11 protein-coding genes are annotated in these 13,248 nt (G+C 66.2%); 6 read left to right on the forward strand and 5 right to left on the reverse strand.

Annotated features, from left to right (window positions below; genetic code table 11):
* The first annotated feature begins 93 nt into the window (after positions 1-93).
* On the forward strand, positions 94-585 hold the full coding sequence (locus AC3WQY_RS09975; RefSeq protein WP_492707946.1) for a DUF4902 domain-containing protein: 492 nt from the start codon (positions 94-96) through the stop codon (positions 583-585).
* Positions 586-606: 21 nt separating this feature from the next.
* Here AC3WQY_RS09975 and AC3WQY_RS09980 read toward each other — a convergent pair whose 3' ends face one another.
* Positions 607-858 carry a hypothetical protein gene (locus AC3WQY_RS09980; protein WP_492707948.1) on the reverse strand — a complete coding sequence of 84 codons (252 nt, stop codon included), beginning with the start codon at positions 856-858 and terminating at the stop codon, positions 607-609.
* 99 nt (positions 859-957) lie between these two features.
* On the reverse strand, positions 958-1,188 hold the full coding sequence (locus AC3WQY_RS09985) for a hypothetical protein (protein ID WP_492707950.1): 231 nt from the start codon (positions 1,186-1,188) through the stop codon (positions 958-960).
* A gap of 1,200 nt (positions 1,189-2,388) precedes the next feature.
* Here AC3WQY_RS09985 and AC3WQY_RS09990 point away from each other — a divergent pair.
* The 3 genes from AC3WQY_RS09990 (at position 2,389) to AC3WQY_RS10000 (ending at position 8,017) form a co-directional block, all read left to right on the forward strand.
* Positions 2,389-3,522 carry a hypothetical protein gene (locus tag AC3WQY_RS09990; RefSeq protein ID WP_492707952.1) on the forward strand — a complete coding sequence of 378 codons (1,134 nt, stop codon included), beginning with the start codon at positions 2,389-2,391 and terminating at the stop codon, positions 3,520-3,522.
* Between the two features lie 440 nt (positions 3,523-3,962).
* Positions 3,963-5,849, forward strand: a complete 1,887-nt coding sequence (gene pepF / locus AC3WQY_RS09995) for an oligoendopeptidase F (RefSeq protein ID WP_492707954.1) — start codon at positions 3,963-3,965, stop codon at positions 5,847-5,849.
* Complete coding sequence (locus tag AC3WQY_RS10000; protein ID WP_492707956.1) at positions 5,846-8,017, forward strand: M3 family metallopeptidase; 2,172 nt, start codon at positions 5,846-5,848, stop codon at positions 8,015-8,017. The genes pepF and AC3WQY_RS10000 overlap by 4 nt, the downstream gene beginning before the upstream one ends.
* A gap of 13 nt (positions 8,018-8,030) precedes the next feature.
* Here AC3WQY_RS10000 and AC3WQY_RS10005 read toward each other — a convergent pair whose 3' ends face one another.
* The 3 genes from AC3WQY_RS10005 to AC3WQY_RS10015 all read right to left on the reverse strand — a co-directional run bounded on the left by AC3WQY_RS10005 (position 8,031) and on the right by AC3WQY_RS10015 (position 11,073).
* The gene (locus AC3WQY_RS10005) at positions 8,031-9,389 is read right to left on the reverse strand and encodes a TolB family protein (protein WP_492707958.1); all 1,359 of its coding nucleotides are present in this window, start codon (positions 9,387-9,389) and stop codon (positions 8,031-8,033) included.
* A 103-nt stretch (positions 9,390-9,492) separates the two neighbouring features.
* The gene (locus AC3WQY_RS10010) at positions 9,493-10,377 is read right to left on the reverse strand and encodes a DMT family transporter (RefSeq protein ID WP_492707960.1); all 885 of its coding nucleotides are present in this window, start codon (positions 10,375-10,377) and stop codon (positions 9,493-9,495) included.
* Positions 10,378-10,443: 66 nt separating this feature from the next.
* On the reverse strand, positions 10,444-11,073 hold the full coding sequence (locus tag AC3WQY_RS10015; protein ID WP_492707962.1) for a LysE family transporter: 630 nt from the start codon (positions 11,071-11,073) through the stop codon (positions 10,444-10,446).
* 167 nt (positions 11,074-11,240) lie between these two features.
* Here AC3WQY_RS10015 and AC3WQY_RS10020 point away from each other — a divergent pair, with 167 nt between their 5' ends.
* Positions 11,241-12,713 carry a sodium:solute symporter gene (locus AC3WQY_RS10020; RefSeq protein ID WP_492707964.1) on the forward strand — a complete coding sequence of 491 codons (1,473 nt, stop codon included), beginning with the start codon at positions 11,241-11,243 and terminating at the stop codon, positions 12,711-12,713.
* Positions 12,714-12,720: 7 nt separating this feature from the next.
* Complete coding sequence (locus tag AC3WQY_RS10025; protein ID WP_492707966.1) at positions 12,721-13,230, forward strand: DUF2505 domain-containing protein; 510 nt, start codon at positions 12,721-12,723, stop codon at positions 13,228-13,230.
* The last annotated feature ends 18 nt before the right edge of the window (positions 13,231-13,248 follow it).

Below are 13,248 nucleotides of genomic sequence, written 5' to 3' on the forward strand. Positions count from 1 at the left end.
CCAAGTCGACTTGGCAGGGTTGCTAGGTTGTTGGACGCCGCTTGCGCCTTGAGACTGCAGCCACCATGACAGATACGTGAAGGGGGCCACTCGATGAGCAATAAAGCGGAAAGCCTTTTTGATATTAACTCGTGGCGCGCACTCAAGCTGGAAGGCGACGCGCGTGCGGCATGGTGCTCGCACCTGCAACATTTGCAATCGTCTGTCAGCGACAGAAACGACAAATGCGTGTCGGGCATCACGCTCTGGGCCGCCACCTTGGGCACAGCGCATCAGCGCGTGGGCATCGCCTGGACCTGGCTGCGCATGGGCCGCGAAGTGGTGGCCCTGGCCGACCCGATGCGCATCAGCACCAATGCCCGCCTGGTCAGCGCCGACGGCCTGCGCCTCACGCCGGACCAGGCCCTGCTGCACCTGAACAACATCGTCAACGCCCTGCCCTGGCAGGCGGAGGTGCTGAAACTCGAGCGGAGCGGCAGCGGCAGCAGTGCCGGCAACAGCATCGGCAGCCAGCGCGCGGCCCTGGCCGCCCGACGCGTCGCGATGGCGGCCGTGGCGGCGCCGCCGCTGCAGGCCTACGTCTGAGGGCCGTCGAGGTTCGCAGAGTCAGGGGCGATGCTGTTCGAGCCTTACAGCGCTCGCCCCTGAGTCGAGCGCCCGGGCCAGGGCCATGTCCGAGGAGGCCCAGGGATAGTTGCATGACAGGCCGGTATCCCGATAGATCTCCCGCGGGCCGCCCAGCTTGCCAGCCACCAGCTGCTGCACCACGACTGCCGCAATGAAGCCGCACCCCTCGCGCAACTCCAGCGCGCCCGCATAGATCCGGTAGTCACCGTCGATCCGTTCGACGAATTGCATGTCGGGCCCCGTTGAGATCGTCCATCATCAGCGGCACCATGCGCCCCGGCGCCAGCCGCTGTCGGTGCGCTGGCGCACGCAGCAAGGAAGTACGCGGGATCAGTGCGCGGGCGGCGGCGCGCTGGATGGAGGCAGGCTGGTGGTCAGGCGGCCGAGCAGCAGACGCGCGCCGCCGGCCAGCAGCAGCGGCGGCGACTCGGCCACCCAATCCACCGTGCCACCCGCGGCCACCAGCTGTGCCACCCAGTCACTCAGGCGCGCCAGCAGCCAGGCGCTGCCGGTCCAGAGCAGCGACAGCAGGGTGAAGAGGATCCAGAGCAGGGGTTTCATGATGTCGATGTGGATGACGGTGGCGCGCCCCTACCAGGCCTGTTGGCGCGGCTTAAGGCATGAGCCGGCAAGATGGCGGAAGCACCGGCTCTAACGGCGCACACCGCGCAAAGCCGACATTCGCACACTCAGGGCATGCCACTAGACCCAACGCCGGATGTACGCGGCCAGAATTGAGTGATGGGGGAAGTAGCAGCATCTGATCCAGTTGTGCGCAGGGCACGCCTCGTGCCTCCAAATCATCACAGAATCGTCGTCCACAACCCTTGGCGGGACGCCGGGCAGCGTTGTGGCCTACGTAGTGATCCAGCAGTTCACCGCCTGACGCACCAAGGAAGCCGCCGAGGCCGCCGTACTTCAGCTTCAAGAAAGCTTGCGGCGCGTGCAGGCACTGGCCGATCAGCTCCAATAAACCGCCGTCAAACACCAGCAGGCCGAAACGCAGGCGCGCATGTAGCCCACGGTAGACGCGTAGCGTCGCAGGAAGCCCGCGCTCAGGCACGAGCGCGACGCTCTCAGGCCCGGGAAACCAGACAAAAAAAGCTTCTCGCCGCAACTACGCCAAGCCCAAAGAACGTGATGACTGCACACGGGCGCCCGTGGTTTGCGCAAATCATTACATCAGGGCGAGCAGAGAGTTTGAAAGTTCGCTGTGATCGACAAAGCGGGCGAGGGCTAACTAAATAGCTCCCTCGCATCTTGATTGAATCATTGCGGGCTCAAAGCCGCAAATTAATGACCGTCACATGGGGTACTCGGAAGATATTTGACCAAGTATATTAAAGACGCTCGCTCAACTCATTCTGAACAATAGCATTTGCCAACGGCGAATCGTTCAAGAAAATTTCTGACATTCACATTTAACTCTGAGTCAATCAGCTTCAGTCTTTGAGCTGAAACCCCTGCCAAAACCCAAACCATATACGTGCCATGGCAAACTTTTCTACTGAGTTTCCTATTGACCCAAAGAACACGGTTGAGGACGTTCTGCATCTCGCATGCGAGTGGATCACAGGTAGTCCGCACACCAAGATTCAAGAGTCAGATCTTCAAGAAATTCCAAGAGATGGGGAGCGCACCATCTCTGTTAATAGTGAGCATGTTTCAATAGCGAATGGCAGCACCAAAGACTTCGAAATTGGAGGTCTTCGATATGTCAGAACCGAGGATGGGCTGCAATGAACTACCTCAATCGTTACATTGAAGACAACGGAAAAACACCTGCTGAGTCTTCAAGTAATTTGCGAGGCACTAAATACGGCGGCCAGATTGCCACCACCCAAAAAGCCCTACTTTATTCGTCAGGCCCTAGCCGAATTGGGTGGCGGTGGTGACGGTGAAATTCCAGTTACGGATAAGCCATTTCGTCTCGGCGAAGACGACGCGCAAATTGCGGCAGCACTGATATTAGGAACGGCCAATAACACCCTCCCAATCGTGTATGTCAGCGCCGGATTTCGAAACACCCACTTGGTCAATCCCGACGATCTTGCGAAATACGTCTCTGGCATGGCACACGTTGTAGTTGAACCTAGCCGCGCGTTTTCGTTCAAAGTTAAAGCCCTAACGGGAGCGCTGAATGTCTTCGGTGGCACTGTAGGTGTCTACTGGCCAAACTCGCAAGCAAGGAACACCTACTTTCTTGACGACGAAACGCCCAACCCTCGCACCCTCCAACTCGAAGTCGCGAAAGACATCAGAGTAGCGTTATCAAATCGCCGTCAAGGCACCCTCTGCACTTGGTCACATCTAAAAGAGACTATTGCCCGTTCGCGTTTTGAGCAGCTAAAGATAGCTGGATCGACAGAACTGCAGGAGTTTGTATCCGCATTTGATGCTGAACTAGCTGCAAAGCAAGATCGGGTGGATGAAGCAGAGCAGGAGATCGCACGCCTCTCTGCCGAGGTACGGCGCCTTGCTGCCTCATCTCAGTCAGGACAACAGGGCTTGCTTCAACGCGGCAATGAGCAAGATCTTTACGCCAGCGAGATTATTGACATTGTTGTAGATGCTCTCAATGATTCCTGTAGAAGTGCAAGGCAAGGTAGTAGACGATTTCACGTGCTCCATGACCTACTGAATGCGAACAAGGTCTCTGGAGCAAGGCAGCGGATTGGAGAGGAGATAAAGACGCTATTCAAGACATATCGGGATATGGACGCACGAACGCGAAATGCTCTAGCGCGACTCGGATTCGATCTTACTGACGACGGAAAGCATTACAAGGCCATCTACCAAGGCGATGCCAGATATACCTTTGTCTTCCCGAAGACTAGCAGCGATCACCGAGGCGGTAAGAATACCGCTAGCGACATTAACAGTATGTTATTCTGAATCAACTTGACGGGTGAGGTCTGTCGTTCCCCAATTTTGGACTACGCAGTGCGATTGCCCAAGAATCCGTCGCACACCCAGTGAGGCACCATTGGCGCTGCCGAGCGGCGCAGACAAGCCGGGTTAAGCGTCGCTCCAGGCGATGTATCGAGCGCACTTTTGTGAGCTGGAGCAAAGGCGGGCACCACTGGCACACGCCGGCGGCCCCGCAGGCGCGCAAGGGCGAGTTGCACGCGATCAGCCAACTCAGCCAGGAATTTGGAAGCCCGTGCGGGCTTCCGAACGCTTGGCGAAAGCCCCGCATCTGCGACCGAGCGCCCAGTCCCACACGCATCTAGGTGAATACGCGCAGTGGCCCCGCCAACTTTCAGCAGAGGGCCCACGCGCGGGTAGTCTTGCGCGTCCAGGAATTCCCGTTGCCCCTACCGGAGCCCTTCCCCATGCGCCTCTCCACCATCGCCCTGGCGGCCGCCCTTACCCTGGGCGCGTCCCTGCCGTTCACTGCTGCCGCCGCCACCGCGGCCAGCCCCGCCACCGCCAGCAAGCAGAGCAACCAGCTTTGGGACCTGAGCCAGCTCTACCCCAGCGATGCCGCCTGGGAGACCGAGCGCCAGGCGCTGGCCGCCGAGCTGCCCAAGCTGAAGGCGCTGGACGGCACGCTGGGCGGCAGCGCCAAGGCCATGCTGGCCGGCCTGGACCAGATCTCCGCACTGCGCCGACGCATCAACCGGCTCTCGTCCTATGCCGGCATGAAGGCCGACGAGAACACCCAGATCACCGAGAACCAGGCGCGCCGCCAGCTGGCCGATTCGCTGGACAACCAGTTCGGCGAGGCGATCTCCTTCGTCAACGCCGAGGTGGCGGCGATCGGCCGCGCCAAGGTCGAGGGCTTCATCGCCGCCGAGCCTGGCCTGGCCAAGCATCGCCAGAACCTCACCACCATGTTGCGCATGGCCGAGCACACGCTCAGCCCCAAGGAGGAGGCACTGCTGGCCAGCGCCGCCGAGGCCATGCAGCAGCCCGGCCAGATCTACTCCCTGCTCACCAACGCCGACCTGCCCTGGCCCAAGATCAGCATCCGCGGCAAGCAGGTGGTGCTGGATCAGGAGACCTATGTGGCCTACCGCAGCGACGCCGACCCCAAGATCCGCAAGCAGGTGTTCGAGGCCTTCTGGCCGGTCTACAAGGCCTATGAGCGCACCATCGGCGCCACCTACGCGGCCAATCTGAAGGGCACGGTGTTCACCGCGCGCGCCCGCAAGTACGCGAGCAGCGTGGCCCTGGCCCAGGGCGAGTACGACATCCCCGAGGCGGTCTACCGCAGCCTGGTGCAGGAGGCGAATGCCGGCCTGCCCACCCTGCACCGCTACCTGAAGCTGCGCAGCAAGGTATTGAAGCTGCAGCAGGCCGGCTACCAGGACATGTACGTGCCTCTGGCCAAGCCCTCGGGCAGCTACAGCCAGGCCGAGGCCGAGGCGCTCACGCTGGCCGCCCTGCAACCGCTGGGCGCCGACTATGTGAAGCAGCTGGGCGATGCCTTCAAGCAGAACTGGATGCACTCGGTGCCGCAGCGCGGCAAGCGCTCGGGCGCCTACATGAACGGCTCGGCCTACGACGTGCACCCCTATCTCCTGATGAGCTTCAACCAGGACTACAACAGCGTCTCCACGCTGGCGCATGAATGGGGCCATGCGATGCATTCGGTGTATTCCAACTCGCAGCCCTACGAGAACTCGGGCTACGCCACCTTCATCGCCGAGATCCCCTCCACCGCCAACGAGCTGCTGCTGGCCGACTACATGGTGGCGCATGCCAAGACGCGCGACGAGAAGGTGTTCGCGCTCAGCCAGCAGCTCGACAACCTGCGCACCACCTTCTTCCGCCAGGCCATGTTTGCCGAGTTCGAGCTGGCCGCGCACGAGGCCGCCGAGAAGGGCGAGCCCATCACCGGCGAGGGCCTCAGCAAGATCTATCTGACCCTGCTGAAGCGCTACCACGGCCACGACCAGGGCGTGGTGAAGATCGACGATCTGTTCGGCGTCGAGTGGGCCTATATCCCGCATTTCTACCGCGACTTCTACGTCTACCAGTACGCCACCTGCGTGAGCGCCGCGGCCTTCTTCGCCGAAGGGTTGGCCAAGGGCGACCTGGCGCTGCGCGAGCGCTACTTCACCATGCTGAAGGCCGGCAGTTCGGCCGACCCCTACCCGCTGACGCGCGCCGCCGGCCTGGACCTGGCCTCGCCCGAGCCCTACCGCGCCCTGGTGCGCCGCATGAACCGCGCGATGGACCAGCTGGAAGCGCTGCTGGCGAGCGGCAAGCCATGAGAGGGGCGCTGCGCAAATCCGTCGTCGTGGCCGCGGCGGCGCTGGCCGTCGCCGGCGCCGTCTCGCAGCCGGTCTCGCAGCCGGCCTCCCCGCCGGCCCCCGCCAACCCGCTGCTGAGCCCCAGCAAGCTGCCGCTGCAATACCCGCCCTTCGACCAGATCCGCGACAGCGACTTCGCGCCCGCGCTGGACCAGGGCATGGCCGAGCAGCTGGCCGAGGTGCAGGCGATTGCCGACAACCCGGCGCCGCCGAGCTTCGAGAACACCATCGTGGCGCTGGAGCAGAGCGGCCGCACCCTGGCGCGCAGCGCCACCGCGCTGTTCAGTCTGCTGGGAGCCGACAGCAACCCGGCGCGCCTGAAGCTGCAGGCCGAGTACGCCGCCAAGCTGGCCGCGCATCGCGATGCGGTCTCGCTCAACCCCAGGCTGTTCGCGCGCATCCAGGCCCTCCACGCCCAGCGCAAGCAGCTGGGCCTGGACACCGAGGGCCTGCGCCTGCTGGAGCGCTACCAGCGCAATTTCGTGCGCGCCGGCGCCCAGCTGGGCGAGGCGCAGCAGGCCCGCATCAAGGCCATCAATGCCGAGCTGGCCACGTTGGCGGCACGCTTCAACCAGCAGGTGCTGGCCGAGGTGAACGACTCGGCCCTGGTGGTGGACAGCGCCGCCGAGCTGGCCGGCCTCAGCCCCGCCCAGCTGGCCGATGCCGCGGCCGCCGCCAAGGCGCGCGGGCTCGGCGATGGCAAGTACCTGATCGCCCTGCTCAACACCACCGGCCAGCCGGCACTGGCCCAGCTGGAGAACCGCGCGCTGCGCGAGCGCCTCTACCAGGCCTCGGCCGCACGCGGCAGCCGTGGCAATGCGCAGGACAGCACCGCCAGCGTGGCGCGCACCGCCGCCCTGCGTGCCGAGCGCGCCCAGTTGCTGGGTTATGCGACCCATGCCGACTATGTGCTGGAGGAGGAGACCGCCAAGTCTTCGGCCACCGTGATGGGCCTGCTGCGGCAGCTGGCGCCCGCCGCCGTGGCCGCGGCGAAGCGCGAGGCCGGCGAGCTGCAGGCCCTCATCGATGCCGAGCAGGCCGCCCGCCATGAGCCTTCGTTCAAGCTCGCCGCCTGGGACTGGGCCTTCTACGCCGAGAAGCTGCGCGCCGCCAAGTATGGTTTCGACGAGAGCCAGCTCAAGCCCTATCTGGAGCTGAAGAATGTGTTGGAAAACGGTGTGTTCTACGCCGCCGGCCAGCTCTACGGCCTGACGTTCAAGCAGCGCCACGACCTGCCGGTCTACCACCCCAGCGTGACGGTCTACGACGTCTTCAATGCCGACGGCTCGCAGCTGGCCATCTTCGTGGCCGATATGTATGCGCGCCCCTCCAAGCGCGGCGGCGCCTGGGCGAATGCCTATGTGCCGCAGAGCCGGCTGCTGGGCACGCTGCCGGTGATCGCCAACCACCTGAACGTGCCGCCGCCGGCCGCGGGCCAGCCCACGCTGCTGAGCTGGGACGAGGTCAACACCCTGTTCCACGAGTTCGGCCACGCGCTGCACGGCATGTTCTCGAACGTGCGCTACCCCAGCTTCGCCGGCACCGCCGTGCCGCGCGACTTCGTGGAGTACCCCTCGCAGGTGAACGAGATGTGGGCCGATTGGCCCAGCGTGCTGGCCCATTACGCGCGCCACCACCAGAGCGGCGAGCCGATGCCGCGCGCGCTCTTGGACAAGGTGGTGGCCGCTAAGGCCTTCAACCAGGGTTTCGCCACCACCGAGTACCTCAGCGCCACCATCCTGGACCAGCGCTGGCACCAGCTCAAGCCGGCCGAGGTGCCGGCCGCCCGGGACGTGATGGCCTTCGAGGCCCAGGTGCTGAAGAACGAGGGCGTGGACTTCGCGCCGGTGCCGCCGCGCTACCGCACGCCCTACTTCAGCCACATCATGGGCGGCTATGCGGCGGGCTACTACGCCTATCTGTGGAGCGAGGTGCTGGACGCCAACACGGTGGAATGGTTCAAGGCCCACGGCGGCCTCAAGCGCGAGAACGGCGATGCCTTCCGCGCCGCCCTGCTCTCGCGCGGCGGCAGCGAGGATGCGATGACGCTGTTCAGCAAGCTCACCGGCCATGGCCCGCAGCTGCAGCCGCTGCTGCAGCGGCGCGGCCTGGTGCTGATGAAGCCGTAAACAAAGCTGGGCGCTAGTCCAGGCATTGCCCGCTGCGCCCCGCGTGGGCGGGCAATGCCTCGCCGGGCAGCTCCAGCGCGTAGTGCAGCGAGAGCAGCTGCCAGCCCTGCGGACCCAGCTGCCACTGGCTGCTGTTGACGCCCACAAGCTCGGCCTCGGCGCGCGCGGGGTCGCGGCGCGATTCCACCACGCTGTAGACCTCGGCCTGGCCGGCGTAGCGGCGCAGCTCGCGATGGATTTCACATTCATGCAGGGCGCGCGGCGCGGGCTCGCGCAGGGCGGCCAGGAAGGCCTCGGCCGACCAGCTGCGCAGATCCAGCCGGCTGGCGCCGGCATTCAGCTGCTGGCCCCAGATGCGCGCCTGCGGATGCAGCAGCGCCGCCATGCGCGCCACGTCGGCGGGCTGCCCCGCCTGATGGCCCAGGGCCTGCCAGAGCGCGCTCACCCGCGCCGCCAGGCTGGCCCGGCTGTAGGCCTGCGCCTGCGGGCCCAGGGCCTGCAGCAGCGCCGGCCAGCTGACGCGGTACATATGCGCCAGCCCAGGGGCCGAACCGGGCGCTGCGCGGGTGGAGGCGAACAACAGCCAGCGGCCGTCCGCGCTCACCGAGGGCGTGAACTCGAAGCCCGGGCCGTTGATGGGCGCGGGCAGGCGCAGCGCCGGGCCGAACTGCTCGCCCACCCGCTCGGCCAGGTAGAGGTCGCCGCCGCCCTCGGCGCCGGCGCGGCTGCTCCACCACAGCGCATGGCGGCCGTCCGGGCTGAGCGTGAAGTCGCTGTTGGCCTCGCCCTCGTTGATGGGGGCGGGCAGGGCCTGCGGCGGCTCGGTCTCCTGGTCGGCCTGGTAGATCGACAACTTGCCCGGCCCACCGGCGCGGTAGGAGGCAAAGTAGAGGCGTTCGCCATGGCGCTCGGGGCCGAGCTCATAGCCGGGGCTTTGCAGCGGCTCGGGTAGGCGGCGCGGCGCCGTCCAGCGCCCCGAGGCGGCGTCCAGCAGGCGGGCCTCGAACAGATCGAGCTGGCCGCTGGCCTGTTCGCCCGCGCCGGGGCGATCGGAGATGAAGCTCAGGGTCTTGCCGTCGCCCGCCAGATGGGGGTCGGAATCGCGCCAGCGCGGATCGGCAAACGGCAGGGGCTCGGGCGCCTGCCAGGCGCCATCCGCGCCGCGGCGCTGCCAGAAGATCTGCGAGCGCTTGAAGCCGGCCGCCGAGCGCGCGAACACGCGCAGCGCCCCGCTCTCCTGCAGGTTGTAGGCCTGCACATCGGGGCCGTTGTCGCCCAGGTCGATGCGCTCGACGAGCAGCGGATCGGCCGCCATGGCCGGCGCCATCGGCAGGGCAAGTATCAAGAAACCGGACAGGAGACGCGCAAGCATGGGCATAGGTTCGCAAAGCCAATGAAGGCTGCCATGCTAGGCAGGCCGCGCGCCGCGCGGTAGCGCCATGCGACGAAAGCGGGCAGACGCGTCCCGAAAGCCGCTAGGCCGGCCGCGTCGCCACATAGATGCTGCCCAGGCACAGCGCCATGCCAGCCATCGACAGCATGCTGGGCACCCAGCCCTCCAGCGCGGCGGAGATCACCAGGGCGATCACGGGAATCACCACCCCGGTGAGGGCGGCCCGCGCCGGCCCCTGGCGCTGCGCCAGCTTGAAATACAGCACAAAGGCCGTCACCGAGCCCGCCACCGCCAGGTACGCCAGGCTGAGCAAGTAGGCGGGCTGCCAGGCGAAGTGCAGGCCCTGGCCGCTGGCCAGCGAGGCCAGCAGCAGGAACAGCGCGCCGTATCCCATGCTCCAGGCCAGCACCGGCACCAGGGCGAGGCCGCGGCGCGTGAGGGTGAGCGTCAGCACATTGCCGGTGCAGGCTGTCAGCACGGCCAGCAAGCCCAGACCCAGCCCCAGGGCCGCCGTCGGGCGCGCGCCGGTGGCGGCAATCTCGGGCCAGAAGATCAGCACCACGCCGGCCACGCCGCCGCTCGCACAGACCAGAAAGCGCCGCGTCACCGTTTGTCCGAAAAAGTAGCGGCCGCTGAGGGCATTGATGAACACGCTCAGACAGAACAGCACCGCCACCAGGCCGGTGGGGATATGGCGCTCGGCCTCGTAGACCGACACGTAATTGCCGCCGTACTGCACGATGCCGGTGGCCAGCAGCAGCAGATGGGCCGAGCGCGGCATGCTGAGCAGGGCCTCACCACGCACACGCGCCAGGCCCGCCAGCATCAGGGCCGCCAGGGCAAAGCGCCAGGCCACCGAGTTGAGCACCGGCACGCCACTGTCCAGCTGATACAGGATCACATGCCAGGTACTGGCCCAGATCAGGGTGGGGATCCAGAACAGCCAGCGATCAGAAACTTGGGACATGGAGATTCACAGAAAAACAAAAAGGCCACCCGACCGAAGCCGGGCGGCCTGCATCAAAAGAGCGGCTCAGGCCGCGCGCTTGAAGGTAGCGAGCAGCGCGCCGGCGGCGATGAAGAGCGAACCGAAGGTACGGTTGAGCGCCTTCAGATGCCGCTCCGAGCGCAGCGCCGACAGCACACGGGCGGCCAGCACGGTGTAGCCGGCCATCACCACCAGGTCGGTGAAGCACAGGGTGGCGCCGATCACCAGGTACTGGTGGGCCAGGCTGGCATGCAGGTCCAGGAACTGCGGCACCACGGCCAGCAGGAACACCGTGCCCTTGGGGTTCACCGCATTGATGGCCCAGCCGCGCAGCACCAGCTGGCGGCGCGTCACCATGCCGGAAGCGTCGCTCTCGGCCACCATCGGCTTGGCCGGCGCGCGCCATTGCTGCACGCCCAGATAGCCCAGATAGGCCACGCCCAGCCATTTGACGATGGCAAAGCCCAGGCTGGAGGCCGCGATCAGGGCGCCCAGGCCGGCGCCCACGAAGATGATCTGGGTGGTGATGCCCAGCACCAGGCCGAAGGTGGTGAAGTAGCCGCGCTTGAAACCATGGTTGAGCCCGGAGCTCATGGCAGCGATGGCGCCGGCGCCGGGGGACAGGCTGATCGCCCACGATGCGGCGAAAAACGCCAGCCAGACGGAAAACTCCATGATGCGCAACTCCTGCTCGAACGACGAAAACGCGAAGGCAGGTTTTAGCACGTCGGCCCCGGGTTTGCCCGTAGTCAGGCATTCGCTGCGGGCGCGCAGCGCCCGGTTATGGGCTCCGGCTCGTCAGGAATGGGCGCAAGCGCGCCCCGTTCTCATAATCGGCCCCCATGCGCCCCGCCCTGCTGTTGGCCTTCATCCTCGGCTATTTCGCCCTGCTGCTGGCGGTGGCCTGGTGGCGCTCGCGCGCCGCCGACAACCAGAGCTTCTTCATCGGCAACCGTAACAGCCACTGGATGCTGGTGGCCTTCGGCATGATCGGCACCTCGCTCTCGGGCGTGACCTTCATCAGCGTGCCGGGCGCCGTGGGCAGCACCGCCTTCAGCTATTTCCAGATCGCGCTGGGCCAGTTCGCCGGCTATCTGGTGATCGCCTATGTGCTGCTGCCGCTGTATTACCGGCTCGAGCTCACCTCGATCTACCGCTATCTGGGCCGGCGCTTCGGCGTCAGCGCGCATCGCACCGGGACCGGCATCTTCATCGTCTCGCGCACCCTGGGCGCCACCGCACGCCTGTACCTGGTGGTGCGCGTGCTGCAGGACACCGTGCTGGCGGCGCTCGGCCTGCCCTTCTGGTTCAGCGCCCTGGTGATCCTGCTGATGATCCTGCTCTACACCTACGAGGGCGGGGTGCGCACCATCGTCTGGACCGACACCCTGCAGACCATCGGCATGCTGGCGGGGCTGGTGATCTGCACGGGCTTTCTGCTGCAGGCGCTGGACCTGAGCGCCTGGCAGGCCTGGCAGAGCCTGCGCGCCGAGGGCCTGGCCCGGGTCTTCCACACCGAGCCCGAGAGCCGCTTCTTTGCGGCCAAGCAGCTGCTGGCCGGCGCCGCCATCGCCATCGCGATGACCGGCATGGACCAGGAAATGATGCAGAAGAACATCTCGGTGCGCCGGCTGGCGGACGCGCAGAAGAACGTCGTCGTGCTGGCCCTCATTATGCTGGGCGTGGTGGCGCTGTTCCTGTTCCTGGGCGGCCTGCTGCAGCTGTACGCCACCCAGGCCGGTATGACGGCGCGCGGCGACGCGCTCTTCGCCGCCGTGGTGCTGGGGCACCTGCCGGCCTGGGTGCAGCTGGTGTTCGTGCTGGCCCTGATCTCGGCCCTGTTCCCGAGCGCCGATGGCGCCATCACCGCGCTGACCTCCAGCACCTGCATCGACCTGCTGGGCCTGCAGCAGCGCAGCGATTGGGACGAGGCCAGGCGCCGCCAGGTGCGGCACCGCGTGCATCTGGGCTTTGCCGCGCTCTTCCTGGCCCTGGTGCTGGCGTTTCGCGCCATCGACAGCGCCAGCATGATCGGCCTGATCCTCAAGCTGGCCGGCTACACCTACGGGCCGCTGCTGGGCCTGTTCGCCTTCGGCATGCTGACGCGGCGCAGCCTGCACGGGCCGGCCGTGCCGCTCGTCTGCCTGGCCGCGCCGGCGCTGTGCTGGCTGATCGACAGCCAGCAGCGCCGCTGGTTCGGCAGCTATGAAATCGGGCTGGAACTGCTGCTGCTGAACGCGGCGCTGTGCTTTGCCGGGCTGTGGCTGTGCAGCGGCGCGGCGCAGCGGCAGCGCGTGCGCGCGCCGGCCGCTTAAGAACGCCATGCAGCTAAGCCTGACGCAGGACTTCCCGGCCGGCATGGACAGGCTGTGGGCGGTGTTCGGGCGGCCCGACTATGTGCAGCAGAAATACGCGGCGCTGGGCGCGGGTGCTCTGCGCCTGCTGCATTTCGAGTGCTCCGCCACGCTCATCGCGCTGGAGCTGGAGCGCGCGCTGCCGCTGGACCCGGCACGCATGCCCGCCTGGGCACGCCGCTTGGTCGGCAGCACCCTGAACTTGCGGCAGCGCAGCCGCTGGCGTCGGCTCGGGCCGACGCAGGTGGAGGCCGAGCTGGAAATCGCACCCCTGGGCCTGCCCGTGCATGCACAGGGCCATGGCCAGATCAGCGAAATCGCTGGCGGCAGCTGCCGCATGCAGCTGAACTGGCAGCTACGTTCCACCCTGCCCCTGCTGGGTGGGCGCGTGGAGAGTCTGCTGGCCGAGCAGTTGAAGCGCGCGCTGGCGCAGGACCATGCCTTCACCCTGAGCTATCTGCGCCAGCATCCGGGCTGAGTCCGGCGCTGGCCGGGC

The organism is Roseateles sp. FW301-B2, from assembly GCF_058788955.1.

What these genes read in the sequence shown, in the direction of transcription:
- AC3WQY_RS09975 (WP_492707946.1), top strand. Translation starts at nt 94, where the DNA reads ATGAGCAATAAAGCGGAAAGCCTTTTTGATATTAACTCGTGGCGCGCA.
- AC3WQY_RS09980 (WP_492707948.1), bottom strand. Translation starts at nt 858, where the DNA reads ATGCAATTCGTCGAACGGATCGACGGTGACTACCGGATCTATGCGGGC.
- AC3WQY_RS09985 (WP_492707950.1), bottom strand. Translation starts at nt 1,188, where the DNA reads ATGAAACCCCTGCTCTGGATCCTCTTCACCCTGCTGTCGCTGCTCTGG.
- pepF (WP_492707954.1), top strand. Translation starts at nt 3,963, where the DNA reads ATGCGCCTCTCCACCATCGCCCTGGCGGCCGCCCTTACCCTGGGCGCG.
- AC3WQY_RS10000 (WP_492707956.1), top strand. Translation starts at nt 5,846, where the DNA reads ATGAGAGGGGCGCTGCGCAAATCCGTCGTCGTGGCCGCGGCGGCGCTG.
- AC3WQY_RS10005 (WP_492707958.1), bottom strand. Translation starts at nt 9,389, where the DNA reads ATGCTTGCGCGTCTCCTGTCCGGTTTCTTGATACTTGCCCTGCCGATG.
- AC3WQY_RS10010 (WP_492707960.1), bottom strand. Translation starts at nt 10,377, where the DNA reads ATGTCCCAAGTTTCTGATCGCTGGCTGTTCTGGATCCCCACCCTGATC.
- AC3WQY_RS10015 (WP_492707962.1), bottom strand. Translation starts at nt 11,073, where the DNA reads ATGGAGTTTTCCGTCTGGCTGGCGTTTTTCGCCGCATCGTGGGCGATC.
- AC3WQY_RS10020 (WP_492707964.1), top strand. Translation starts at nt 11,241, where the DNA reads ATGCGCCCCGCCCTGCTGTTGGCCTTCATCCTCGGCTATTTCGCCCTG.
- AC3WQY_RS10025 (WP_492707966.1), top strand. Translation starts at nt 12,721, where the DNA reads ATGCAGCTAAGCCTGACGCAGGACTTCCCGGCCGGCATGGACAGGCTG.